This is a genomic window from Mycoplana rhizolycopersici (assembly GCF_013378445.1).
Classification (GTDB): domain Bacteria; phylum Pseudomonadota; class Alphaproteobacteria; order Rhizobiales; family Rhizobiaceae; genus Mycoplana; species Mycoplana rhizolycopersici.
The window spans coordinates 330223-353305 of record NZ_JABXYK010000005.1 but is presented as its reverse complement, the minus strand read 5'-3'; the positions used below and the strand labels follow the sequence as shown (position 1 = coordinate 353305).

19 protein-coding genes are annotated in these 23083 nt (G+C 63.9%); 11 read left to right on the top strand and 8 right to left on the bottom strand.

What is annotated here, in order from left to right; all coding sequences use genetic code 11:
• Nucleotides 1-45: 45 nt before the first annotated feature.
• Nucleotides 46-462 carry a hypothetical protein gene (locus tag HV823_RS10905; protein ID WP_176949731.1) on the top strand — a complete coding sequence of 139 codons (417 nt, stop codon included), beginning with the start codon at nt 46-48 and terminating at the stop codon, nt 460-462.
• Nucleotides 463-579: 117 nt separating this feature from the next.
• Here HV823_RS10905 and HV823_RS10900 read toward each other — a convergent pair whose 3' ends face one another.
• Nucleotides 580-1359, bottom strand: coding sequence for a gamma-glutamyl-gamma-aminobutyrate hydrolase family protein (locus HV823_RS10900; RefSeq protein WP_176949730.1), 780 nt, complete (start codon nt 1357-1359; stop codon nt 580-582).
• A 536-nt stretch (nt 1360-1895) separates the two neighbouring features.
• Between HV823_RS10900 and HV823_RS10895 the strand changes: the two genes are divergently transcribed.
• The 6 genes from HV823_RS10895 (at nt 1896) to HV823_RS10870 (ending at nt 8761) form a co-directional block, all read left to right on the top strand.
• Nucleotides 1896-4208 (top strand): putative bifunctional diguanylate cyclase/phosphodiesterase, encoded by a 2313-nt coding sequence (locus HV823_RS10895; protein ID WP_176949729.1) that lies wholly within the window; start codon nt 1896-1898, stop codon nt 4206-4208.
• A gap of 282 nt (nt 4209-4490) precedes the next feature.
• The gene (locus tag HV823_RS10890; RefSeq protein WP_176949728.1) at nt 4491-5261 is read left to right on the top strand and encodes an N-acyl amino acid synthase FeeM domain-containing protein; all 771 of its coding nucleotides are present in this window, start codon (nt 4491-4493) and stop codon (nt 5259-5261) included.
• Nucleotides 5262-5482: 221 nt separating this feature from the next.
• A complete protein-coding gene (locus HV823_RS10885; protein WP_176949727.1) occupies nt 5483-5707 on the top strand; it encodes an aa3-type cytochrome c oxidase subunit IV in 225 nt (74 codons plus the stop codon).
• Nucleotides 5708-5791: 84 nt separating this feature from the next.
• The gene (locus HV823_RS10880; RefSeq protein WP_176949726.1) at nt 5792-6943 is read left to right on the top strand and encodes a Re/Si-specific NAD(P)(+) transhydrogenase subunit alpha; all 1152 of its coding nucleotides are present in this window, start codon (nt 5792-5794) and stop codon (nt 6941-6943) included.
• Entirely contained in the window at nt 6943-7353 is a 411-nt protein-coding gene (locus HV823_RS10875; protein WP_176949725.1) for an NAD(P) transhydrogenase subunit alpha part 2, read from the top strand. The genes HV823_RS10880 and HV823_RS10875 overlap by 1 nt, the downstream gene beginning before the upstream one ends.
• Nucleotides 7354-7363: 10 nt before the next feature.
• On the top strand, nt 7364-8761 hold the full coding sequence (locus tag HV823_RS10870) for an NAD(P)(+) transhydrogenase (Re/Si-specific) subunit beta (RefSeq protein ID WP_176949724.1): 1398 nt from the start codon (nt 7364-7366) through the stop codon (nt 8759-8761).
• Between the two features lie 233 nt (nt 8762-8994).
• Here the strand turns inward: HV823_RS10870 and HV823_RS10865 are convergent, their stop codons facing one another.
• The gene (locus HV823_RS10865) at nt 8995-9888 is read right to left on the bottom strand and encodes a tetratricopeptide repeat protein (RefSeq protein ID WP_425487651.1); all 894 of its coding nucleotides are present in this window, start codon (nt 9886-9888) and stop codon (nt 8995-8997) included.
• A 288-nt stretch (nt 9889-10176) separates the two neighbouring features.
• Entirely contained in the window at nt 10177-10404 is a 228-nt protein-coding gene (gene rpsU / locus HV823_RS10860) for a 30S ribosomal protein S21 (protein WP_097137118.1), read from the bottom strand.
• A gap of 313 nt (nt 10405-10717) precedes the next feature.
• Between rpsU and HV823_RS10855 the strand changes: the two genes are divergently transcribed.
• From HV823_RS10855 to HV823_RS10840, 4 genes are all read left to right on the top strand, one after another.
• A complete protein-coding gene (locus HV823_RS10855; RefSeq protein ID WP_176949722.1) occupies nt 10718-11971 on the top strand; it encodes a sarcosine oxidase subunit beta family protein in 1254 nt (417 codons plus the stop codon).
• 64 nt (nt 11972-12035) lie between these two features.
• Nucleotides 12036-12380 carry a sarcosine oxidase subunit delta gene (locus HV823_RS10850; protein WP_097137121.1) on the top strand — a complete coding sequence of 115 codons (345 nt, stop codon included), beginning with the start codon at nt 12036-12038 and terminating at the stop codon, nt 12378-12380.
• Complete coding sequence (locus HV823_RS10845; protein ID WP_176949721.1) at nt 12377-15370, top strand: sarcosine oxidase subunit alpha; 2994 nt, start codon at nt 12377-12379, stop codon at nt 15368-15370. Before HV823_RS10850 ends, HV823_RS10845 begins: the two co-directional genes overlap by 4 nt.
• Nucleotides 15363-15911: a sarcosine oxidase subunit gamma gene (locus HV823_RS10840; RefSeq protein WP_176949720.1), complete on the top strand. Its 549-nt coding sequence runs from the start codon at nt 15363-15365 to the stop codon at nt 15909-15911. Before HV823_RS10845 ends, HV823_RS10840 begins: the two co-directional genes overlap by 8 nt.
• Before the next feature lie 99 nt (nt 15912-16010).
• On the opposite strand, the gene HV823_RS10835 is transcribed toward HV823_RS10840, so the two are convergent.
• The 5 genes from HV823_RS10835 to glgC all read right to left on the bottom strand — a co-directional run bounded on the left by HV823_RS10835 (nt 16011) and on the right by glgC (nt 23077).
• Entirely contained in the window at nt 16011-16499 is a 489-nt protein-coding gene (locus HV823_RS10835; protein WP_176949719.1) for a MaoC family dehydratase, read from the bottom strand.
• A gap of 105 nt (nt 16500-16604) precedes the next feature.
• A complete protein-coding gene (gene glgX, locus HV823_RS10830; protein ID WP_176949718.1) occupies nt 16605-18572 on the bottom strand; it encodes a glycogen debranching protein GlgX in 1968 nt (655 codons plus the stop codon).
• Nucleotides 18573-18717: 145 nt separating this feature from the next.
• Nucleotides 18718-20346 carry an alpha-D-glucose phosphate-specific phosphoglucomutase gene (locus HV823_RS10825; RefSeq protein WP_176949717.1) on the bottom strand — a complete coding sequence of 543 codons (1629 nt, stop codon included), beginning with the start codon at nt 20344-20346 and terminating at the stop codon, nt 18718-18720.
• Between the two features lie 3 nt (nt 20347-20349).
• The gene (gene glgA, locus HV823_RS10820) at nt 20350-21789 is read right to left on the bottom strand and encodes a glycogen synthase GlgA (RefSeq protein ID WP_176949716.1); all 1440 of its coding nucleotides are present in this window, start codon (nt 21787-21789) and stop codon (nt 20350-20352) included.
• A gap of 25 nt (nt 21790-21814) precedes the next feature.
• On the bottom strand, nt 21815-23077 hold the full coding sequence (glgC, locus tag HV823_RS10815; RefSeq protein WP_176949715.1) for a glucose-1-phosphate adenylyltransferase: 1263 nt from the start codon (nt 23075-23077) through the stop codon (nt 21815-21817).
• Nucleotides 23078-23083: the final 6 nt, after the last annotated feature.

Here is a 23083-nt window from a genome sequence, read left to right as displayed (position 1 = left end):
TGCAGGCGCATGCTGTCTTCGAATCGCGAATTTCGGAGGCAGCCCATGCGGAAAGTGATCATCCCGTTCATCGGTGCGGTGGCTCTCGTTGCGGGGTTGTGGTCGCTCGACGCGGGCTCCGCCCCCGATGTCGATCCGGTTGTCTCCGGTTCCATCCCAGGGACCGGCGGGGCGGAAAATCGCGTGGGCTTCGCGGTCTCCAACATCGAGACGAAGGCGCAATGTTCCCTGTCGCGCGGCGAGAAACTGACCCATCGCAGCATGCGGCTGACAACCGAGGGACAGTGCGAAGACGTCTGGCCCGGCCTGTCACATGCGGCGAACTGGACGGAGGCCGGCGACGGCACCGTCGTCGTTTCCGGCGTGACGGGAGACGCGATCCTAACGCTTGCGGAAACCGACGGCCTCTACGAGGTCATCGATCCTTCGAACGCGGTCATCACGATGCAGGCGTCACGCTAAAGCCTGTCGCGCAGGGTGTGCTGCGGTCTTGCGATAACGGCATGCGTGAAATCAAGGGCGCAAGGCGCCTAGAGCGGATCTGAAAAGATCGCGCCCCACCTTGGGCGCGCGAAGGGTTCAGCCGGCCGCCTGGCGCATCGCCGGAGCGAGCTTGGCGGCAGCATAGGCGCGCACCGCTTCGCCAAACGCCTTGAACAGGCGGTTTGAGGGATCGTCTGACCCGACCCAGTATTCCGGGTGCCACTGGACGCCGACGGCGAAGGCCTTGGAGCCGATGACCGACACCGCCTCGATCGTGCCGTCTTCGGCAACGGCCTCGACGGCAAGCCGCGGTGCCGCTGCCGAGATTGCCTGTCGATGCAGCGAATTCACGCGCACGGGGCCGGCCCCGATCACCGAGGCGAGGCAGCTGCCTTCCTTCACGTGCACCTCCTGGCGGATGCCATAGGCGACGTCGAGATCGGCCGTGTCAGGCTTGCGGTGATCCCAGTTGCCGGGGATCTCCTGAATTTCGTTGGCAAGGGTGCCGCCCAGCGCCACGTTCAGCTCCTGCAGCCCGCGGCAGATGGCGAGCACCGGAACGCCGCGCTCGAGCGCCCGCTTGATGAGCGGCAGCGACGTCGCGTCACGGGCAAGGTCGAAGGGACCGTCCGCCTCGGTGGCTTCGCGGCCGAAATGGGACGGGTGGACGTTGGTACGCGAGCCGCTTACCAAGAGGCCGTCGACCCGATCGAGGATTTCGTCGAAATCATGCCCGCTCTCGAGCGCCGGCACGAGAAAGGGGATAACCTCTGCTCCCTTGACGGCGGCGCGCACATACTGGTTGGGCGTGGCCTGCCAGACATTGCCTTCGATTTCACGGACGTCCGCGGGAATGGCGACGACTGGTTTCGGCATCATGAACTCCGATCGAGATGAAGCGGCACCGGTCGCAAGAGGTCGCCCGACGCCCTTTTCGGACGCAGTTGCCGAAGCATCTCACGCACCGGCATCGTCCATCAGTAGGATTTGCAGGGAATCCGCCATTCAGTCAATTGCCAAGCTGTCGTCCCTGTTCGATTTGCATATGGTTGGGCGACTCACCCTGGCCTGTTGCGAAAAACGCCCAGGTTCAGACAAGTTCTTGCCATGACATATTAGTCAGCTGCTAACCGTGTTGCGCAGTAGTTCGGCTGCAATCATGAAATGGTTGTGATGCGGAGAAAGCGGATCACAGGTTGCTTCCGCACTTCATTTTGCATCGCTCATCTACGTCAGGTTGCGCAAAATCGACAGGAGTGGCTTGCGTGCAATAAAAAGTTGAAAATATTTGGGAAAGCAGCGGAAAGGTAGTAGAAAATAAGTGCATTCCGACGCTCAATCGGATAATTTCTGGAAATCATTCATTAAAAGTTCGCCGGTAACCCTCGCCCGTCAATGGGAGCGCCGAGTCCATGAAGGATCGAGGTCAAAGCACGCTGCCGACGGATGTCTATTTGTCGTTTGTCAGCTCGCTTTACGGAAACCGCCAAACCCTGTTCGTCGGCATGATCTCGCATGTCGTCACCTTCGCGTTCGTCTATGCGAAGACGGCTGATCCCTTCTTTCTCGCCTGCGCCTTCGCAATCGTCCTCGTGTGGTCCACGCGCGCCTATGGCATGCGCCGCTTCGACCGCGTAGACCAGTCCAAGCTCGACAATGACGGCATCCGCTACTGGGAAAACTGGTACAATACGGGCGCTGTGGGAACGACGCTCATCCTGGGCACGGCGAGCGGATACAGCCTGCTGATCAGCCGTGACAGCTTTGCCGAGCTTGCCTGCATTTCCGTGACGCTTGCGACGATGGTCTCCGTCGTCGGTCGCAACTGCGGTTCGCGCCGGGCCGTCGACTACATGACGTTCTGCGCCTGCTTTCCGATGGTGGTCGGCTTCCTCGGCTTGCAAGACTTCTACCATGCGGTGCTGGCGCTGCTGATCATGCCCTTCAGCCTCACGACCAGGATGATGGCGAACGGGGTGCGCAGCTTCCTGGAACAGGCGGCACTCGCAACGCGCGATATGAAGACGATCGCCGACCGTTTCGATGCGGCGCTCAACAACATGGCGCACGGATTGCTCATGCTGGATGCCGATCATCGTATCCTCGTCGCAAACCGCCGGGCCTGCGAACTTCTGCAACTCGGCGACAAGGAGCGGCTCAAGGATTGCCATCTCGACGTCGTGTTGCGCTACGGGGTGCGAAGCACCTTTCTCAATGCCGAGCAGAGCAAGACGCTGCTGCAGAAGCTGGACGAACTCCTGAAAGGGGAGCGTTCGCGGGCGCTCGTTCAGGTCACCGACGATTTCTATCTGGAATTCACCGCCAGCCAGCGGGAAAACGGCGGCGCGGTTCTGATTTTCGAGGACGTGACGGCCCGCATGCGGGCGGAGAACAAGATCCTCCACATGATCCGCTACAACAGCCTCACCGGCTTGCCGAACCGCGCCTATTTCGGCGACCTCGTGCAACAGGCCCTGGCGGAGCGCAAGCGGCCCGGCACAGTCGGCTTCGTCGTCCTGGACGTGGACGACTTCAAGCATGTCAACGACATGAAGGGGCATGTGATGGGCGACCGCGTGCTCTGCATGGTCGCCGAGCGCATCCGCAAGGTGGCCGGCGACCGCGCGCTCGTCGGTCATCTGATGGGCGACGAATTCATCCTGTTTTTCGCCAACGAGAATAACCGGAAGGATCTGGAGGAGCGGATGCGGCGGCTGCACCAGCAGGTGCAGGGCAGCTACGAGCTTGCCGGCTCGACGTTCCGGGTGTCGCTGAGCGCCGGTGGCGTGCTGTGCGAGAGCGATCAGTTCCGCATGGAGGACATGCAGATCAAGGCGGACCTCGCCCTGTTCGAGACCAAGTCGCGGGCCAAGGGCGGCTTCACCACCTTCGAAGAGGAAATGGACGCCCGCTACGTCGAACGGCAGAAGCTGAAGACGGACCTGCGCGAGGCGGTGGCAAACAACGAACTCTCGGTGGCCTACCAGCCGATGTTTCAGCCGGACGGCCTTCGCATCGAATGCTGCGAAGCGCTGGCACGCTGGACGCATCCCGAGCGCGGGCCGGTCCCGCCCACGGTGTTCATCCAGATCGCCGAGGAAATGGGGATCGTCTCCGACATTACACGCCGGATCATCGACCGCGCCTGCGCCGACTGCGCCACCTGGGCCGAGCATATGGGCGTTTCTGTCAACCTGTCGGTCCAGGACCTGCGCAATTCAGATATCGTCAGCGTCGTCATGGACGCGCTGCTGAAATCAGGGCTGAAGCCGTCGCGGTTGCACCTGGAGGTGACCGAAAGCTGCCTGATGGAGGAGCCGATCAAGGTTCAGGCGGTGCTGCAGGAGCTTCGTGCCCGCGGCATCACCATCGCCATCGACGACTTCGGCACCGGCTATTCCAGCCTCAGCTATCTCGACGCGCTCCCGCTCGACGTGATCAAGATCGACCGCTCCTTCGTGCGCAACATCAGCGAGGACGCACGGCGCTTCAAGCTGCTGCGCGGCACGGTCAATCTTTCACGCGAACTGGGGCTGCGCATTGTCGTCGAGGGCGTGGAGACGCGCGAGCAGCTGGCGCTGATCAACAAGTACAACTGTGCCGATCTGATCCAGGGCTATGTCTTCGCCGCGCCGATGTCGACCAGCGCGATCCTGGACCTGACCCAGGCGCTCGCCCGCAAGGCGGGTGGAGCCGGTGCTAAGAGCGGGCGCCACGTCGCCTGAAACGGGCCGCCTGATCGACCGGCCGGCTTGGCAGTAGGGATGGCTAAGACACGCGCCCGCCGGTCGACATCCGGTCCGTTTGAGCCAACAGAATGGCTCCAAATAGACGCGTCACGCTTTGGGTTTCTCAATATGAAAGGAACATCTAATGTATTGATTCTTATAATCGTCGTTAATTGCTGTTAAGGTTAATAAATGGTAATTTACACAAATTGCTCGAAATGATTGAGTGTAGCGGCGCGGTGAAGGGGCCGCAGTCACTCAACCGGGGATTTGTGCTTAATGGCGACCTCTCAATCGGCCACCAATCGATTTTCAGACAAGCTCATGGAACTGCTTGACCGGGTCGAGTATCGAAGAGTCGAGACCGGCGAGGACATGGAGGATGTCGCCCGCATCCGCTACAAGGCCTACAAGGCCGGGGCGGTCATGCATCTCGGGGAAGAATCGCCGCTTCTGATCGACGAGGTGGACTTCGACAGCCACGCCTATGTCTTCGGCATCTATTACGACGAGCGGCTGATCTCGACGGTTCGCCTTCACCATGTCACGCCCGATCACCGCGTGAATTCGTCGGGCAAGGTGTTTCCCGACGAGCTCAATGCCTTTCTGGACGCGGGGATGACGCTGATCGATCCGGTGCGATTGGCCGCAGATCCGGAGATCTGGAGCGAGATGCCCGCCATTCCCTACCTGACGCTTCGCCTGGCCACGATGGCGACCGACTATTTCCAGGCGGATCGTTGCCTGCAGATGGTCAAGCCGGCGCATGCCGCCTTCTACAAGCGGGTTTTCGACGCCGACTTCGTCGCCTCGCCGAAAAGCAACCAGGGCAAGTTCATCATCGACCTGATGCTGATGGCAACGCGGGTGAAGGAAGTGCTGCCGAAGCTCTACGTCCGGTTCCCGTTCTTCAAGTCGGAAGCGTTCGAGCGGCGGATGATGTTCGACCGGAGCGGGGACATGAGCCCGCTGACGGTACGTCCGACCGCGCGACTGGCGCATTTCGGAACAAGCCGCATCCAGATCGGCGCCGAGAGCCTGGCGCGATAAAGCCCGACCGGCGCGGTGCCGCGGCCACGGGTCGCGCCGCGCATCGCCCAAAAAATGTCGGAATCGGCCCCCGGCGCGTTGCGCTTTGGCAAGCCTTTGTGTAAGGCCAGAGACCGTGCATTTAGTGCGAAATCATGCGCCGGACCACGGCTTTGCATTTCGCGGCGAGGGGGCGTTCCCGGCCGTCCAGGCCCGGGCGTATGCAGACAGGAGACGATAGCATGGCTGAACATCACACCGGGCCGGTCGAAACGGGCGCACCGATGGACTATCCGGAGCATGAGAAGACCTACAACCTGTTCGTCAATGCGAGCAAGTACGGGACGATGTTCTGCGTAACGCTGCTGATCGCAATGGCCGCGGGCTTCTTTACCGGCGCCGGCTTCTTTTCCGCGCTCGTTCTACTGATCGTCCTCAACGTTCTCGGCTTCGTCCTCCTTCGCTGATCGTCCGGCGCTTACCGCCGAACGCGGCGTCCTTTCCGGGCGCCCGAATGAGAAAGCTTGGCCAAACTTGGGGGAGGATTGGCATTGGGAGAGATCGTGTTTGTCTCGCGGGAGATTGATCCCGCAGAAAACCGTGTCGCGGCATCCGTCGAAACCGTGAAGAAGATGAAGTCTCTCGGCTTCGATGTGATCGTCGAGGCGGGAGCCGGTCTTGCATCGCGCATCGCCGACGGCGAATACGAGGCGGCCGGTGCGAGGATCGGCACTGTTGCGGATGCCAAGGGTGCGGATGTCGTGCTCAAGGTGCGCCGGCCGGCAGACAAGGAAATCAAGGGATACAAGCCCGGGGCGATCGTGATCGCGATCATGGATCCCCACGGCAACGACAAGGCGCTGGCCGCGCTGGCCAAGGCGGGGCTTGTGACGTTTGCCATGGAACTGATGCCGCGGATCACGCGGGCCCAGTCGATGGATGTGCTTTCCTCGCAGGCAAACCTTGCCGGCTATCAGGCGGTGATCGACGCCGCGTCCGAATATGATCGCGCGATGCCGATGATGATGACGGCGGCCGGCACCGTGCCTGCGGCCAAGGTCTTCGTCATGGGTGCCGGCGTCGCCGGCCTGCAGGCGATCGCGACGGCGCGCCGCTTGGGAGCTGCCGTTTCGGCCACCGACGTTCGCCCAGCCGCCAAGGAGCAGGTCGCCTCTCTCGGCGCCAAGTTCATCGCGGTCGAGGACGAAGAGTTCAAGGCAGCCGAGACCGCCGGCGGCTATGCCAAGGAAATGTCGAAAGAGTACCAGGCCAAGCAGGCGGCATTGGTGGCCGAGCACATCGCCAAGCAGGACATCGTCATCACGACCGCGCTGATCCCCGGCCGCCCGGCGCCGCGGCTCGTCACCCGCGACATGCTGAAGAGCATGAAGGCCGGCTCCATCGCCGTCGATCTTGCCGTCGAGCGCGGCGGCAACGTCGAGGGCGCCGAGGCCGGCAAGGTGGCCGAGGTCGAAGGCGTCAAGGTCATCGGCTATCTGAATGTGCCGGGCCGCATCGCGGCGTCCGCGTCGCTGCTCTATGCCAAGAACCTCGTCACCTTCCTCGAGACGCTCGTCAGCAAGGAAACCAGGACGCTTGCCGTCAATCCCGACGACGAACTGGTGAAGGCGACCATGCTGACACGCGACGGCGCCGTCGTTCATCCGAACTTCGCCGCCGCGCAGATGAAGGGAGAAGCATGATGGCCAACGAACTCCTGGACAAGGCAATCTCCGATCTCGAGCGCGCGGTCGAGGCAGTGCGCACGGCGGCCGAATACGTGCCGGAGGCGGCGGGCGCTGCCGCCCACGGCGTCTCCGGCGGCGCCATCGATCCGTTTGTCTTCCGGCTTGCGATCTTCGTGCTGTCGATCTTCGTCGGCTACTACGTCGTCTGGTCGGTGACGCCGGCGCTGCACACGCCGCTGATGGCGGTGACGAACGCGATCTCCTCGGTCATCGTCGTCGGCGCCCTGCTTGCCGTCGGCATCTCGCTTTCGGGCGTTGCCACCGGCTTCGGCTTCGTCGCCCTGGTCCTCGCCTCCGTCAACATCTTCGGCGGCTTCCTCGTCACCCAGCGCATGCTGGCGATGTACAAGAAAAAAGAGAAGTGAGGCTGCGCTGATGTCCCCGAATATTGCAGCCTTCCTCTATCTCGTCTCCGGCGTCCTGTTCATCATGGCGCTGCGCGGCCTGTCGCATCCGACCACGAGCCGGCGCGGCAACATGCTCGGCATGACCGGCATGGCGATCGCGATCCTCACCACCCTGCTTCTGGCGACGCCGTCCTTGGGCGGGCTTGCGCTCATCGTCCTCGGCCTTGCGATCGGCGGCGGGGCGGGGGCCTACATCGCCCGGTCGATCCCGATGACGTCGATGCCGCAGCTGGTGGCGGGTTTCCACTCGCTGGTCGGGCTTGCCGCCGTCCTCGTTGCGGCGGCAGCGCTCTATTCGCCGTCCGCCTTCGGCATCGGCGAAGTCGGCTCGATCCACGGCCAGGCGCTCGTCGAGATGGCGCTCGGCGTTGCGATCGGCGCGATCACGTTTACCGGGTCGATCATCGCCTTTTTGAAACTCGACGGACGTATGTCGGGCAAGCCGATCCTGCTTCCCAGCCGCCACGTGATCAATGCGGTGCTGCTGGCCCTTATCGTTGCCTTCATCGCCGTGCTGGCAACCAGCGAAAGCCATTTCGCCTTCTGGGCGATCGTGGCGCTGTCGCTCGTGCTTGGCGTGTTGATCATCGTGCCGATCGGCGGGGCGGACATGCCGGTCGTCGTCTCGATGCTGAACTCGTATTCGGGCTGGGCGGCCGCCGGTATCGGCTTCACGCTCGGCAACCTCGCGCTGATCATCACGGGCGCGCTGGTCGGTTCCTCGGGCGCGATCCTGTCCTACATCATGTGCAAGGGCATGAACCGTTCGTTCATCTCGGTCATCCTCGGCGGTTTCGGCGGCGAGACCGCGGCTGCCGCCGACGACGGCATCCAGCGCACGGTCAAGCAGGGCTCGGCGGACGACGCGGCCTTCCTGATGGCGAATGCCTCGAAGGTCATCATCGTGCCGGGCTACGGCATGGCGGTGGCACAGGCGCAGCATGCGCTGCGCGAGCTGGCCGACAAGCTGAAGGCGAACGGCGTCGAGGTGAAGTACGCGATCCATCCCGTGGCAGGCCGCATGCCCGGCCATATGAACGTACTGCTTGCCGAAGCGAACGTGCCCTATGACGAGGTGTTCGAGCTGGAGGACATCAACTCCGAGTTCGCCCAGGCTGACGTTGCCTATGTGATCGGCGCCAACGACGTGACCAATCCGGCCGCCCGCGACGACAAGTCCTCGCCGATCTACGGGATGCCGATCCTCGACGTGGACAAGGCCAAGACCTGCCTGTTCGTCAAGCGCTCGCTCGGCTCCGGCTATGCCGGCATCGACAACACGCTGTTCTACAAGGACGGCACGATGATGCTGCTCGGCGATGCCAAGAAGATGACCGAGGACATCGTCAAGGCGATGAACCACTGAGGCGAAGCGTTACGCCCGTCCTCCACAAATGCCCGCCCTCATCCGGCGGGCATTTTTGTTACCGACAGGGATCAATAGTCGGCAGGGCGAGAGCTGCGTGCGAAGGCGCGTGGACAATGCTGCGCCGAACGTCCCTTCAACCGGCATGAAAAAGCCCGGAGAACGTAGCGTTCTCCGGGCACATATTCGTCAAGGACTGTCGACAAGGCGCAGGACGCCTCGCTATTCGAACGTCAGGCGGCACCGCCGCGGGTGCGCGCGACGCCGTCCTTGGCGGGCTGGTAGTTCGGATCGAGGCGCAGGGCGTGCGAGTAGGATTTCGCAGCCTTTGCCTTTTCGCCGCGGCGCTCGTAGATCAGTGCCTGGTTGGCCCAGGATTCGGCGATGTTGCCGTCGAGACCGATGGCGGTGTTGAAGTCGGCGAACGCGTTGTCGTCGTCGTTCTGTGCCGCGTAGGAAAGGCCGCGGCCGTTATAGGGCTCGGGCGAGCTCGGAGACAGCGAGATGGCCTTGGAGAAATCCTCGATCGCCGGGCCGTGCTGGCCGCGCCGCTGATAGATCAGGCCGCGGTTGTGGTAGGCGCGCGGGTCGGTCGTGTCGAGGGAGATCGCCTTGTTGAAGTCGTTGAAGGCTTCGTCGACCCGTCCGGCCTGCCGATAGAGGTTGCCGCGGCCGATATAGGCGACGTCGTAGTTCGGATTGATCTGCAGCGCCCTGTTGTAGTCAGACGCGGCCTCGGACTGCTTGCCCATGCTGCGCAGCACCAGCGCGCGATTGGCATAGGCCTGGTAGAAGCGCGGGTTGAGTTCGATGGCGCGATTGAAATCGTCGACGGCCTTGCGCGATTCGCCGGCGCGGCCGTATGCCGACCCGCGCACGTTGTAGCCTTCCGGGTCCTGCGGATTGGCGGCGATCACGCTGGAAAGGGAGGAGATGTTCTCCGTGGAGCCCTGGGCGCGTTCGACGCGGATGACGTCGGTAGACGTGCCGGCGCTCTGGCATGCAGACAGCGAAATCGCGGCAATGACGGTGAAGAGTGCTGCGGAGACGGGCCGGCGAAGGTCCGAGGCGGGAGCAAGGCGTTTCAGACTGGAAGTCGATTGCCCCGTGAGTGCTGCCATTTTCAAGATATCGTCCCTCAACAAGGCGCGTCCGCGCCAGATCCTGCATCGATTTTGGCCGCATGCGCCCGCCAACAGGCGGTTTGCCATCCGGCAATGCCAGGGCCGCATGTTCCGGCCCCTGCAGGCATTGGCCCGCCGCCAAGGCTTGGCCGACGCCACCGGCCTGTACCGCTTTGCGGCTGCCGGGCGATGCGCCTACCTCCGGGTTGCCCCGAACGCATCAAAAAAGGCGGCGGCGATAGCTTCGCCCCCGCCTGACCTTGCATCTGAAAACGTCGAAAAAACGACGGATCAACGAGCCGTACGGCCGCCGCTGACCAGACCTTCGCGCTGAGCGCGCTTACGCGCCAGCTTGCGAACGCGGCGAACGGCTTCTGCCTTTTCGCGTGCGCGCTTCTGCGACGGCTTCTCGTAGTAGTCCCGCATCTTCATTTCGCGGAAGATGCCTTCGCGCTGCATCTTCTTCTTGAGAGCGCGGAGCGCCTGATCGACGTTGTTATCGCGGACTAGTACCTGCACGAGTATCCCGTTCCTTTGGTTTGTGTTGGAAGCCTCGGGGCATCAGGTCAACGAGGCAATACATAATTCGCTTCGCAGCCCGGAGGACGGCGATTGGGAGGTCGGATACCAGATCGGCAGGCGGAAGTCCAGACGGTTCGGCGCAAAGCCGTGCAAAATTAACTGTTCGCCGAGCGGCGGCCCCGGGCGCTCCGCCGGATGTCGCATGCTGCACAAGCGCGCCGCAATGCGTCGCAAAGAAAACGTTGTAACTTTGCCAGATTTGCTTTCTATCCACGACACGGAAATGACCCGGACATACGGAGTAAGGCGGATGCGCAAATTTTCGGTCTTCGCCGTCGCACGCGAGGCGCTGCGCGGCCACAAGGGCTGGGAGCCCCAGTGGGTTTCTCCCGAGCCGCGCAAGGAATACGACGTCATCATCGTCGGCGGCGGCGGTCATGGCCTGGGTGCCGCCTACTATCTCGCCAAGGAGCACGGCATCACCAATGTCGCGGTGATCGAGAAGGGCTGGCTCGGCGGCGGCAATACCGGCCGTAACACCACCATCATCCGCTCCAACTATCTCTATGACGAGAGCATGGACATCTACGAGCACTCGCTCAAGCTCTGGGAAGGGCTGAGTCAGGAGCTCAACTACAACGTCATGTACTCGCCGCGCGGCGTGATGATGCTGTCGCACAACATTCACGACAGGCAATCCTTCAAGCGCCACATCCATGCCAATCGGCTGCACGGGATCGACAACGAGTGGCTGACGCCCGAGCAGGCGAAGGACTTCTGTCCGCCGCTCGACATCTCCGCCACCGCCCGTTACCCCATCAACGGCGCGGCCCTGCAGCGCCGCGGCGGTACCGCCCGCCACGACGCGGTCGCCTGGGGCTATGCGCGCGCGGCTTCCGACCGCGGCGTGCACATCATCCAGAACTGCGAGGTCAAGGGCATCCGGCGCGGGCCGAACGGCGAGGTTACCGGTGTCGAAACAAGCCGCGGCTTCATCGGCGCGAAGAAGATCGCGGTTTCGGCCTCCGGCCACAACTCGGTGATCATGTCGATGGCGGACGTGCGCGTGCCGCTGCATTCGGTGCCGCTGCAGGCGCTCGTTTCCGAACCGATGAAGCCGATCTTCCCCTGTGTGGTCATGTCGAACACGGTTCATGCGTATATTTCGCAGTCGGACAAGGGTGAACTGGTCATCGGTGCGGGCACCGACCAGTACAATTCCTATTCGCAGACAGGTGGCCTGCAGATCATCACCCATACGCTCGACGCCATTTGCGAACTCTTCCCGATGTTCCGCCGCGTCAAGATGATGCGCCAGTGGGGCGGCATCACCGACAACACGCCGGACCGCTCGGCGATCCAGGGTGTCACACCCGTTCCGAACCTGTTCGTCAACTGCGGCTGGGGTACGGGCGGCTTCAAGGCGACGCCGGGCTCGGCGCACCTGTTCGCGCACCTGATCGCCAAGGGCGAGCCGCACAAGCTTGCCTCCGGTCTGACGCTCGACCGCTTCCGGACGGGACGTCTGATCGACGAGGCCGCGGCTGCCGCGGTGGCGCACTGAACCCATTTTCCCCGCGCGCCCGGCAAGCCCATCGGTGCTGCCGGTGCGGGACAGGAGAGACCGCATGCTACTGATCTATTGCCCCTATTGCGAGGAAGAGCGCTCCGAACTCGAGTTCCGCCACGGCGGCGATGCGCATATCGCGCGTCCGACCAACATCGCCGACATCACAGACGAGGAGTTCGCGGAGTTCTTCTTCCTGCGCGACAACCCCAAGGGCCTCATCTTCGAGCGCTGGCGCCATATCCATGGTTGCGGCCGCTTCTTCAATGCCGCGCGCGATACCGTCAGCGACAAGTTCTACGCCAGCTACAAGGCCGGCGAGCCTAAGCCCGATCTATCAGCCGTCCATCCCGCCACGGAGAAGACGGTCGAGACCTATGAAGCCACGGAAGGGACTGCGAAATGAGCGGCGCCAATCGCATTGCCGGTCAGGGCCGCCTGACGCCAGCCAGAACTGCGCGATTTACCTTTGACGGAAAGAGCTATGAGGCGCTGGAGGGTGATACGGTCGCCTCTGCGCTGCTTGCCAACGGCGTTCACCTCGTCGGCCGTTCGTTCAAGTATCACCGGCCGCGCGGCATCGTGTCCGCTGGTCCCGAGGAACCGAATGCGCTGATCGACGTCGCCCGCGACGCCGCCCGCCGCCAGCCGAACGTGCGCGCCACGGTGCAGGAAGTCTTCGACGGCATGAAGGTGACCTCGCAGAACCGCTGGCCCTCGCTCACCTTCGACGTGGGCGGGCTGAACAACCTGATGTCGCCATTCTTTGCCGCCGGCTTCTACTACAAGACCTTCATGTGGCCGAAGGCTGCATGGGAGAAGGTCTATGAACCGGTGATCCGTCGTGCCGCCGGCCTCGGCACGGCGCCCACCGAAGAAGATCCGGACCACTATGCAAACCGCTACGCCACGTGCGACGTGCTTGTCGTCGGCGCAGGGGTGGCGGGTCTGTCGGCGGCGCTGGCGGCAGCTGCGACCGGCGCCCGCGTCATTCTCTGCGACGAGCAGCCCGAGGTCGGCGGTGCGCTGCACTACGACCGTTCCGTCACCGTCGACGGCAAGGAAGGGTTCGTCTGGGCGCAGGAGGCGGCCGCAAAGCTCGCGGCGATGGAGAACGTCACCGTGCTCTCCCGCACCACGGCGTTCGGCTACTACAACCACAATTTCGTCGGTCTCGTCGAACGCGTGACCGACCATGTCGCCCGCCCCGATCGCAAGGCGCCGCGCGAGCGGTTGTGGCAGGTGCGCGCCAAGCGCGTCATACTCGCCACCGGCGCGATCGAACGGCACATGGTGTTCGGCAACAACGACCGGCCCGGCATCATGCTGGCGTCGGCCGCGCGCACCTATCTCAACCATTTCGGCGTCGCCGTCGGCAAGAAGGTGGCGATCTATACGGCCAACGATTCGGCCTACGAGGCCGCCTTCGACCTGAAGCGCGCCGGCGTGCAGATCGCCGCCATCATCGACAGCCGCAGCAAGCCGGGCGATGCCGTCCTCAACGAGGCCCGTAGCCATGGCATCGAGGTCTTGCCGGGGCATTCCGTGGTTGACACCAAGGGCCATCGCCGCGTCTCATCCATCACCGTCGTGCGCAACGGCGGCGGCGGCAAGCGCTCGATTGCGGTCGATGCGCTCCTGACCTCGGCCGGATGGACGCCGTCGGTACACCTGTTCTCGCAGTCGCGCGGCAAGGTCGCCTACAATGCCGAGACCGGGCAGTTCCTGCCGGGCACCTATGCGCAGGACTGCCTGTCGGTCGGCGCCTGCAACGGCACGAATGGTCTGCAGGCCACGATCGAGGAGGCGCTTGCGGCCGGCGAGCTGATGGCGCGTGCCACCGGCAACGACGGCGGCGAGAAGGTCGAATTGCGCGGCGAGAACGCTTTCGAATGGACCGGCGGCATGGCCGGCGCGGCCGAAGGTGCGGGAGCGGACACAAACGTCAAGGCGTTCATCGACTTCCAGAACGACGTCTGCGCCAAGGACATCCGCCTTGCCGTGCGCGAGGGCATGCACTCGATCGAGCACATCAAGCGCTTCACCACCAACGGCATGGCGACCGACCAGGGCAAGCTTTCCAACCTGCACGGGCTTGCGATCGCCGCCGAGACGCTGGGCCGGGAGATTCCGAAGGTCGGTCTCACCACCTTCCGCGCGCCCTATACGCCGGTTACGTTCGGAACGATCATCAATCATTCGCGCGGCGACCTGTTCGATCCGGCCCGCAAGACGCCGATGCATGCCTGGGAGGAGGCGCACGGAGCCCTCTTCGAGGACGTCGGCAACTGGAAGCGCGCCTGGTACTATCCGCGCGCCGGCGAGACCATGCAGGAGGCGGTCGACCGCGAGTGCCGGACAGTGCGCGCGGTCGCGGGCGTCTTCGATGCGTCCACGCTCGGCAAGATCGAAGTCGTCGGGCCGGATGCGGCGGAATTTCTCAATCTCATGTACACCAACGCATGGGACACGCTGAAGCCCGGCCGCTGCCGCTACGGCATCATGCTGCGCGAGGACGGCTTCGTCTATGACGACGGCGTCGTCGGGCGCATCGCCGAGGATCGCTTCCACGTCACGACCACCACCGGCGGCGCTCCGCGGGTGATGAACCACATGGAGGATTATCTCCAGACCGAATTCCCGCATCTGAAGGTGTGGCTGACCTCTACCACCGAACAGTGGGCGGTCATCGCCGTGCAGGGGCCGAAGGCGCGCGAGATCATCGCGCCGCTCGTCGAAGGCATCGACATCTCCAACGAAGCGTTCCCGCACATGAGCGTGCGTGAGGGCAAGATCTGCGGCGTGCCGACGCGGCTGTTCCGCATGTCGTTCACCGGCGAGGCGGGCTATGAAGTCAACGTGCCGGCCGACTACGGCCAGGCGGTATGGGAAGCGATCTGGGCTCGGGCGGAGACGCTTGGCGCCTGCGCCTACGGCACGGAGACCATGCACGTGCTGCGCGCCGAGAAGGGTTACATCATCGTCGGCCAGGACACGGACGGCACGGTGACGCCTTTCGACGCCGGTCTTGCCTGGGCGGTTTCAAAGAAGAAGACCGACTTTGTCGGCATTCGCGGCCTGAAGCGTCCGGATCTCGTCAAGGAGGGCCGCAAGCAGCTCGTCGGCCTCAGGACCAAGGATCCGAAGCTGGTGCTCGAGGAGGGGGCGCAGATCGTCGCCGATCCGAACCAGCCGATGCCGATGAAGATGCTCGGCCACGTCACTTCGGCCTATTGGTCGGAGAATTGCGGGCATTCGATCGCATTTGCGCTGGTGGAGGGCGGTCATTCCCGGACGGGGCAGACGCTCTACGTGCCAATGCCCGACCGCACGGTCGCGGTCGAAGTGACGGACATGGTGTTTATCGACAAGGAAGGAGCTCGCCTCAATGGCTGAACAAGCACTCCGCAAGGCGCCGCTCGGCGGCTTCCACGGCGGCTCCGCCGCAGCTCACGTCACCGCCGCCGGCCCGGCCTCGCGCCTGTCGTTGCGCGCTGGCACGGATGCGGTCACGGCCCTGTCGAAGGCGCTCGGTCTCGACCTGCCGACGAAGCCCAAGACATCGGCTTCGTCGGACGCCAGGCATGCGCTGTGGCTCGGACCGGACGAGTGGCTGCTGATCGACGAGAACGGTGCGGACCTGGCCGCCCTGGCGGCCAAGGCCGACGTGCTTCATTCGGCAGTCGACGTCTCCCATCGCAACACTGCGGTGCTGGTCGCCGGGACGAAGGCTGCGGCCGCGATCGCCAGCGCCAGCCCGCACGACCTGTCGCCGTCCGTCTTCCCGGTCGGCGCCTGCGCACGCACCGTGCTCGGCAAGATCGAGGTGGTGATCTTCCGCACGGGCGAGCAGGACTATCGCGTCGAATGCTGGCGTTCGTTCGCGCCCTATGCCTTCGGCCTGCTGGCGGAAGGGGCGGAAGACGCGGGGCTTTGACAGCCCTCAGTACAAGCGATCATAAAGGGCTGCGACCGCACAGGTTGCAGCCTTTTTTATTTGAGAAGTGTTGCGGCGTTCTGCAAGCTTGCTTGCAGCTCACGCATCTTCCGGCCGGTCCTTGGGGTCGAACTGGATGATGGTCATCCAGTTGGCGGTCAGTGCAGGCTTCCGTTCGTTCTCGATTTCCACCGTCACGTCGTAGGTGACCATCAGCATGCCTGCGCCGCGAAAGCGAGCGTCCGCCATCCTGAAGCGGCCGCGCACGCGCGCGCCGCATTTCACAGGCGTCATGAAGCGCACCTTCTCGAAGCCGTAGTTGATGCCCATCGTCTGTTCGAGCACGCGCGGCACGCAGTCGAAATTCATCGCCGACAGCAGCGACAGCGACAGGAAGCCGTGCGCGATCGTGCCGCCGAACGGCGTTTCCGCCGCGGCGCGGATAGGGTCGGTGTGGATGAACTGATGATCTTCCGTCGCCTGGGCGAAGCGGTCGATCATGGTCTGGTCCACCGTGAACCACTTCGACACGCCGATCTCCTCGCCGACAAGGCCCCTGACGTCGGTGAGATGGATTTCGCGAGGCATCGACAGTCCTTTCACAAGCCCAGGGTGCAAAGCTATGGCGATGTTTAGAGCGACGGATGGGGAAAGGAAAGCATTCTGTTCGTGCAAGCGATTTCGACCTGCCGGTCAAGGGCGCTCGATGAGGATGTCGATGCTGCGTGGAGCGATTTCGCTTGCGGTACCATCGCCGTGGACAAGCAAACTCTGCCAGCTGCCGGAGCCCGGGCAGGGCAGTGCCAGCGCCATGCCGTCCCGCCCCCTGTTGACGCAGACAGCGAGGCGAACCGTGCTGTCGCTAGCCGCGTCATGCGATGAGAGCAGCATCACGAAGGAGGGGGCGAGCGGATTGTCCCAGTCGGCCGTCTGCATCGGCAGGCCGTCCGGGCGCAACCACTCGACGTCACCCCGGCCGGTGAGGAACGCGGTGTCGGAGAAGATGTCGAAACGGCGGCGGATCGCGGCGAGCGCTGCGGTGTGTGCCACCAGTTCCGCATCGAGTGCCGACCAGTCGAGCCAGGTAATGACATTGTCCTGGCAGTAGGCGTTGTTGTTGCCGTGCTGGCTGCGACCGCCTTCGTCGCCCGCCGTCAGCAGCACCGTGCCCTTCGAGACGAAGAGGGTTGAAAGGAGCGCCATTGCGTCGCGCTGACGGGCGGCGCGGATGATGGGGTCGCTCGTCTCGCCTTCTGTGCCGTTGTTCCATGAATGATTGTCGTTGTGGCCGTCGCGGTTTTCCTCGCCATTGGCCTCGTTGTGTTTGCGGCCATGGGAGACGAGGTCCATGAGGGTGAAGCCGTCATGGGCGGCGACGAAATTGACGCTACGGGTGCGCGCCGCCCCGCCGCGCTGGAAGATGTTCGACGAGCCGCAGAGGGCGGTGGCGAAGGAGCCGAGACGCCCGGGATCACCCCGCCAGAACAGCCTGACATCGTCGCGGTAGCGGTCGTTCCATTCGAGGAAATCTTCAGGAAAATTGCCGAGCTGATAGCCGCCGGGGCCGATGTCCCAGGGTTCGGCGATCAGCACCCGGTCGGACAGGACGGGGTCGGCGTGGATGTCCTCGAACAGGGCGGCCTTAGGGTCGAAGCCGTGCGCGCCGCGGCCGAGGATCGAGGCGAGATCGAAGCGGAAGCCATCGACGCCGGCATTGACGACGAAGTGGCGCATGCTGTCGAGGATCAGGCGGCGGACGACGGGATGGTCGCAGGCGATGGTGTTGCCACAGCCGGTATCGTTGACGAGTTCGCCCGGGCGGTCGGCGACGTGGCGATAATAGGTCAGGTTGTCGAGGCCGCGCATGGAAAGGGTAGCGCCCTGCCGGTCGCTCTCGCCGGAGTGGTTGAACACCAGGTCCAGGACGACGCCGATCCCTTCGGCATGGAGGGCTGCCACAGTCGAGGCGAGCTCTTTCACGCCGCCTGGCGCCAGGCGCGGATCCAATGCCATCAGCGCTACGGGGTTGTAGCCCCAGCTGTTGTGAAGGCCGAGCGGGGGGAGATGACGCTCGTCGATCCAGGCGACGATCGGCATGAGCTCGACCGCATCGACACCGATGCGCTTCAGATGAGCGATGACGCCGGGATGAGCCAGAGCGGCGATCGTGCCCCGGATCTCCGGCGGCACTTCCGGATGCAGCATGCTGAAAGCGCGCACAGCGACTTCGTAGATCACAGCGCCCGGAGCGAAGAGCGGCGGCTTGACTTCGACGGGCCGGTCCACCGTCAGAACAGCCTTCGGCACGAGGTCGGCGGTATCCTCGCCGAACCGGGTCAGGCGGGCGTCGTGGACGAAACGGCGATCGAGCTCCCGGGCGTAGGGATCGACGAGGAGTTTGGCCGGGTCGAACCAGAGGCCATGGTCGGGCGCATAGACGCCCTCGGCGCGCAGGCCGTATCGGGCGCCGGCGCCCAGCCCCGCGACGAAAACATGGTGCAGGTCGCCCTCGCGCTGCATCGGCACGCGCCGGATTTCCCGGCGCCCATCCTTGTCGAAAAGGCAGAGATCGACGCGGCTGGCGTCGCGCGAGCGCACGGTGAAGGCCGTCCCGTCCGCGCTAATCGATGCTCCCAATGTCGTCTCGATCGCTTCTGGCATCCTGTCGAAACGTCTCCGCTGGAAGGCATTCGGAAAAGGGAAATCGTCCCTGATGGAGAGCAGTCGAGCGACGGAACGCCCGCCGTTCCGCTTCGCCCTGCATGGTCCGGCACCCGCTCGTTGGAAACGGGCGGGTGCCGTAACCTCACGTGATCACGCTCGGTGCGTCGCGGCCCGTCCGGGCCCTGATATCGGCGATTTCGTCGGCAATCGCGATGAGATCGGCGAGTGCCGTCTGCGTCTCGATGTCATGACGGGCGGTGTCCGGCTCGAAGCGTTCGATATAGACACGCAGTGTCGCCCCCGACGTGCCGGTACCGGACAGGCGGAAGACGATACGCGACCCGCCCGCAAAGAGAATGCGGATGCCCTGGTGCTCGCTGACCGACTGGTCGATCGGGTCGTGATAGGCGAAGTCGTCGGCCTTCTCGACGGTGAGGCCGCCGAAGGTCTTGCCCGGCAGGTCGGCAAGCCTGGCGCGCAGGTCCGCGATCAGACCGTTCGCTGCGGCCGAATCCACTTCCTCGTAGTCGTGGCGGGAGTAGTAGTTGCGGCCAAAGGTTGCCCAATGCTGGCGGACGATGTCGAGCGCGCTTTCTTTGCGCACGGCAAGCACGTTGAGCCAGAGGAGCACGGCCCACAGGCCATCCTTCTCGCGCACGTGGTTGGAGCCGGTGCCGGCACTTTCCTCGCCGCAAATCGTCACCTTGTCGGCGTCGAGCAGGTTGCCGAAGAACTTCCAGCCGGTCGGCGTCTCGTACATGCCGATGCCGAGCTTTTCCGCCACGCGATCGGCAGCGCCGCTCGTCGGCATGGAGCGGGCGATGCCGGACAGGCCCTTGCTGTAGCCGGGGGCGAGATGCGCGTTGGCGGCCAAAATCGCGAGGCTGTCGGATGGGGTGACGAAGATGCCGCGGCCGATGATGAGGTTGCGGTCGCCGTCGCCGTCGGAGGCAGCGCCGAAATCGGGCGCGTCGTCGGCCATCATCGCCTCATAGAGCGCTCGGGCATGGACGAGGTTCGGATCGGGATGGTGGCCGCCGAAATCGGGCAGCGGCATGAAATTCAGCACCGATCCCTTCGGTGCGCCGAGCCGGTTTTCGAGGATTTCCTTGGCGTAGGGGCCGGTCACGGCGCTCATGGCGTCGAAGACGACGCGGAAACCGCCGGCGAACATCGCGCGGATCGCTGCGAAGTCGAAGAGCTGCTCCATCAACTCGGCATAGTCTGTGACCGGATCGATGACGGTCACGGTGGTCCCCTCGACGGTGTGCGTGCCCTCGATATCGATGTTGATGTCGGCGGCGTCGGCGATCTTGTAGGTATCGATCACCTTGGAGCGGGCGAAGACTGCATCGGTGATTTTTTCCGGCGCGGGGCCACCATTGCCGATGTTGTACTTGATGCCAAAGTCTTCCGTCGGGCCGCCGGGGTTGTGGCTTGCCGACAGGATGATGCCGCCGAAGGCCTTGTGCTTGCGGATGGCGTTGGAAGCGGCGGGGGTGGACAGGATGCCGCCGCGGCCGACGAGCACCTGGCCGAAGCCGTTCGCAGCCGCCATCTTGATGGCGATCTGGATGACCTCGCGGTTGTAGTAACGGCCGTCGCCGCCGATCACCAGCGTCTGGCCGGCAAAACCCTCCAGTGAATCGAAGATCGACTGGATGAAGTTCTCCGCGTAGTTTTCCTGCTGGAAGACAGGCACCTTCTTGCGAAGGCCCGAGGTGCCGGGCTTCTGGTCGCTGTAAGGTGTGGTGGATACGGTCTTGATCATAACTTAGACTCTCGCAAGGAGGCTGGAATAAAGTTTGGCGTAGCGTTCGGCGCTGCGTTCCCAGGAAACGTCGCACTTCATGCCCTGTTTTTGCAACCGGGCCCAGACCTTAGGTTCTCTAAATGCGGTGAAAGCACGGCGAAGCGCCTGTCGAAGCCCTTCAACGTCAACGGGTGCAAACTGGAAGCCTGTCGCGACGCGCGCGGCAAGCGCTGCCTCGTTGGCATCGATGACGGTATCGGCAAGACCGCCGGTGCGGCCGACGATCGGCACGCAGCCGTAGCGCAACCCGTAGAGCTGCGTCAGCCCACAGGGCTCGAAACGCGAGGGGATGAGGATTGCGTCGGCGCCGGCCTGCATCAGGTGCGACAGCGGCTCGTCATAGCCGATGACGATTCCGACGCGGCCGCGGTGGCGGGAGGCGGCGGCCAGCAGGGCGCCTTCCAGTCCCTGGTCGCCTGAGCCGAGCACTGCAAGCTTGCCACCCTCGGCCACGATCCAGTCGGCAAGCTCCGCAATCAGGTCGATGCCCTTCTGCCAGGTCAGGCGCGACACCACGCAAAACAGCGGGCCGTTGTCGTCGATCAGGCCGAACCGATCCGCCAGCGCACTGCGGTTTTTCGCACGCATCCGCAGCGACGAGGGGCCGTAGTTGGCGGGGATATGCGGATCGGTTGCCGTGTCCCACACGGACGTGTCGATGCCGTTGACGATGCCCATGAGCTCGTTTGCGCGGGCATTGATCAGGCCCTCCAGGCCCATGCCGTATTGCGGCGTGGTGATTTCCTGCGCATAGGTGGGACTGACGGTCGTCACCTCCCAGGCGGTGCGCAGACCACCCTTGAGGAAGCCGACGTCGCCGTAATATTCCAGCCCTTCGACGCTGAATGCGTCCTGCGGCAGGCCGAGCTCAGGGAAGATTTCCGACCCGAACTGGCCCTGGAAGGCAAGATTGTGCACCGTGATGACGTTGGGGACGCGCTCCAGGCCGGTATAGCGCATGTAGACCGGCGTCATCGCGGCCTGCCAGTCGTGGGCGTGCACGACCTGCGGCGTCCAGTCCGGCAGCAGGCCGCGTGCGATTTCCGCACCTGCGTGGCATAGCGCGGCGAAGCGCTTCCAGTTGTCGGTATAGTCCCTGCCGGTCACGTCCACATAGGGGCCGCCGGTGCGGTCGAAATAGGCCGGGGCGTCCAGGATCAGCAGTTCCAGGCCGGCGTGGGTTGCAGACAGGATGCGCATTTCGTCGCCGAACACGCTGGCCAGAGTGGCGACCTTGCGCGGCCTGGCCAGTTGCTGCATCACCGCGGGATAGCCGGGCAGGAGCGTGCGCATCCGTATGCCGTTTCCCGCAAGCGCCAGCGGCAGGGCGCCCGCCACGTCGGCGAGCCCGCCTGTCTTGATCAGCGGGAAGACTTCGGATGCCACCGAAAGCACATTCATGGGCGACTGATCCTAGAGTTTTGACCTACAGGTCCAGCTTGTCGATCATCGCCTGGGTGATGAGGCAGATGCCGTTCTCGGAGCGACGGAAGCGCCGTCCATCGAGCTCGGGATCCTCACCGACCACCAGGCCTTCCGGAATGATTACGCCGCGATCGATGACGACATTACGAAGCTGTGCGTGCCGGCCGATCTTTACGTCCGGCAGCACCACCGCGCCCTCGAGCCGCGAGTAGGAGTTTGCCCGTACGCCGGTGAAGAGCAGACTGCGATGGAGCGAGGATCCCGAGATGATGCAGTCTCCGGAGACGAGCGAGGAGATTGCCGAGCCGCGCCGGTCCTCGTCGTCATGGACGAACTTCGCCGGCGGCTTGATCTCGGCGAAGGTCCAGATCGGCCAGGTGCTGTCGTAGATGTCGAGTTCCGGGGTGATGTCGGTCAGGTCGATATTGGCCTGCCAGTAGGCATCCACCGTGCCGACGTCGCGCCAGTAGGCTTCACGCTCGAAGTCGGAGCGGACGCAGGAGGCGGTGAAGCGGTGAGCGACGGCTTTGCCGTTCTCGACGATGTAGGGAATGATATCCTTGCCGAAGTCGCGCGAGGAATTCGGGTCCTCGGCGTCGCGGCGCAGCAGATCCATCAGGAAGCGCGTGTGGAACACGTAGATGCCCATCGAGGCGAGCGCCATTTCCGGATTGCCGGGGATGCCCGGCGGATCGGCCGGCTTCTCGACGAAGTCGATGATCTCGTCCTTCTCGTTGACGTGCATGACGCCGAAGCCCGTCGCCTCCATGCGCGGCACCTCGAGGCAGCCGATCGTCACCTGCGCGCCGGAATCGACGTGCTGCTGCAGCATCAGCTCGTAGTCCATCTTGTAGATATGGTCGCCGGCGAGGATGACCATGTATTCGACGCCGTAGTCCTCGATGATGTCGATGTTCTGGTAGACCGCGTCGGCGGTGCCTTCGTACCACTGGGTCTCGGAGACGCGCTGGCTGGCCGGCAGGATGTCGAAGCTCTCGTTACGCTCGGGGCGGAAGAAGTTCCAGCCGCGCTGCAAGTGACGGATCAGCGAATGGGCCTTGTACTGCGTCGCGACGCCGATGCGGCGGATGCCGGAGTTCAAGGCGTTTGACAGGGCGAAGTCGATGATGCGCGCCTTGCCGCCGAAGTAGACGGCGGGCTTGGCCCGGCGGTCGGTCAATTCCTTCAGGCGGCTGCCGCGACCGCCTGCCAGTACATAGGCCATGGCGTCGCGCGCCAGTGGCTGGTTGCGCTTTTGCTCCATTGTTGT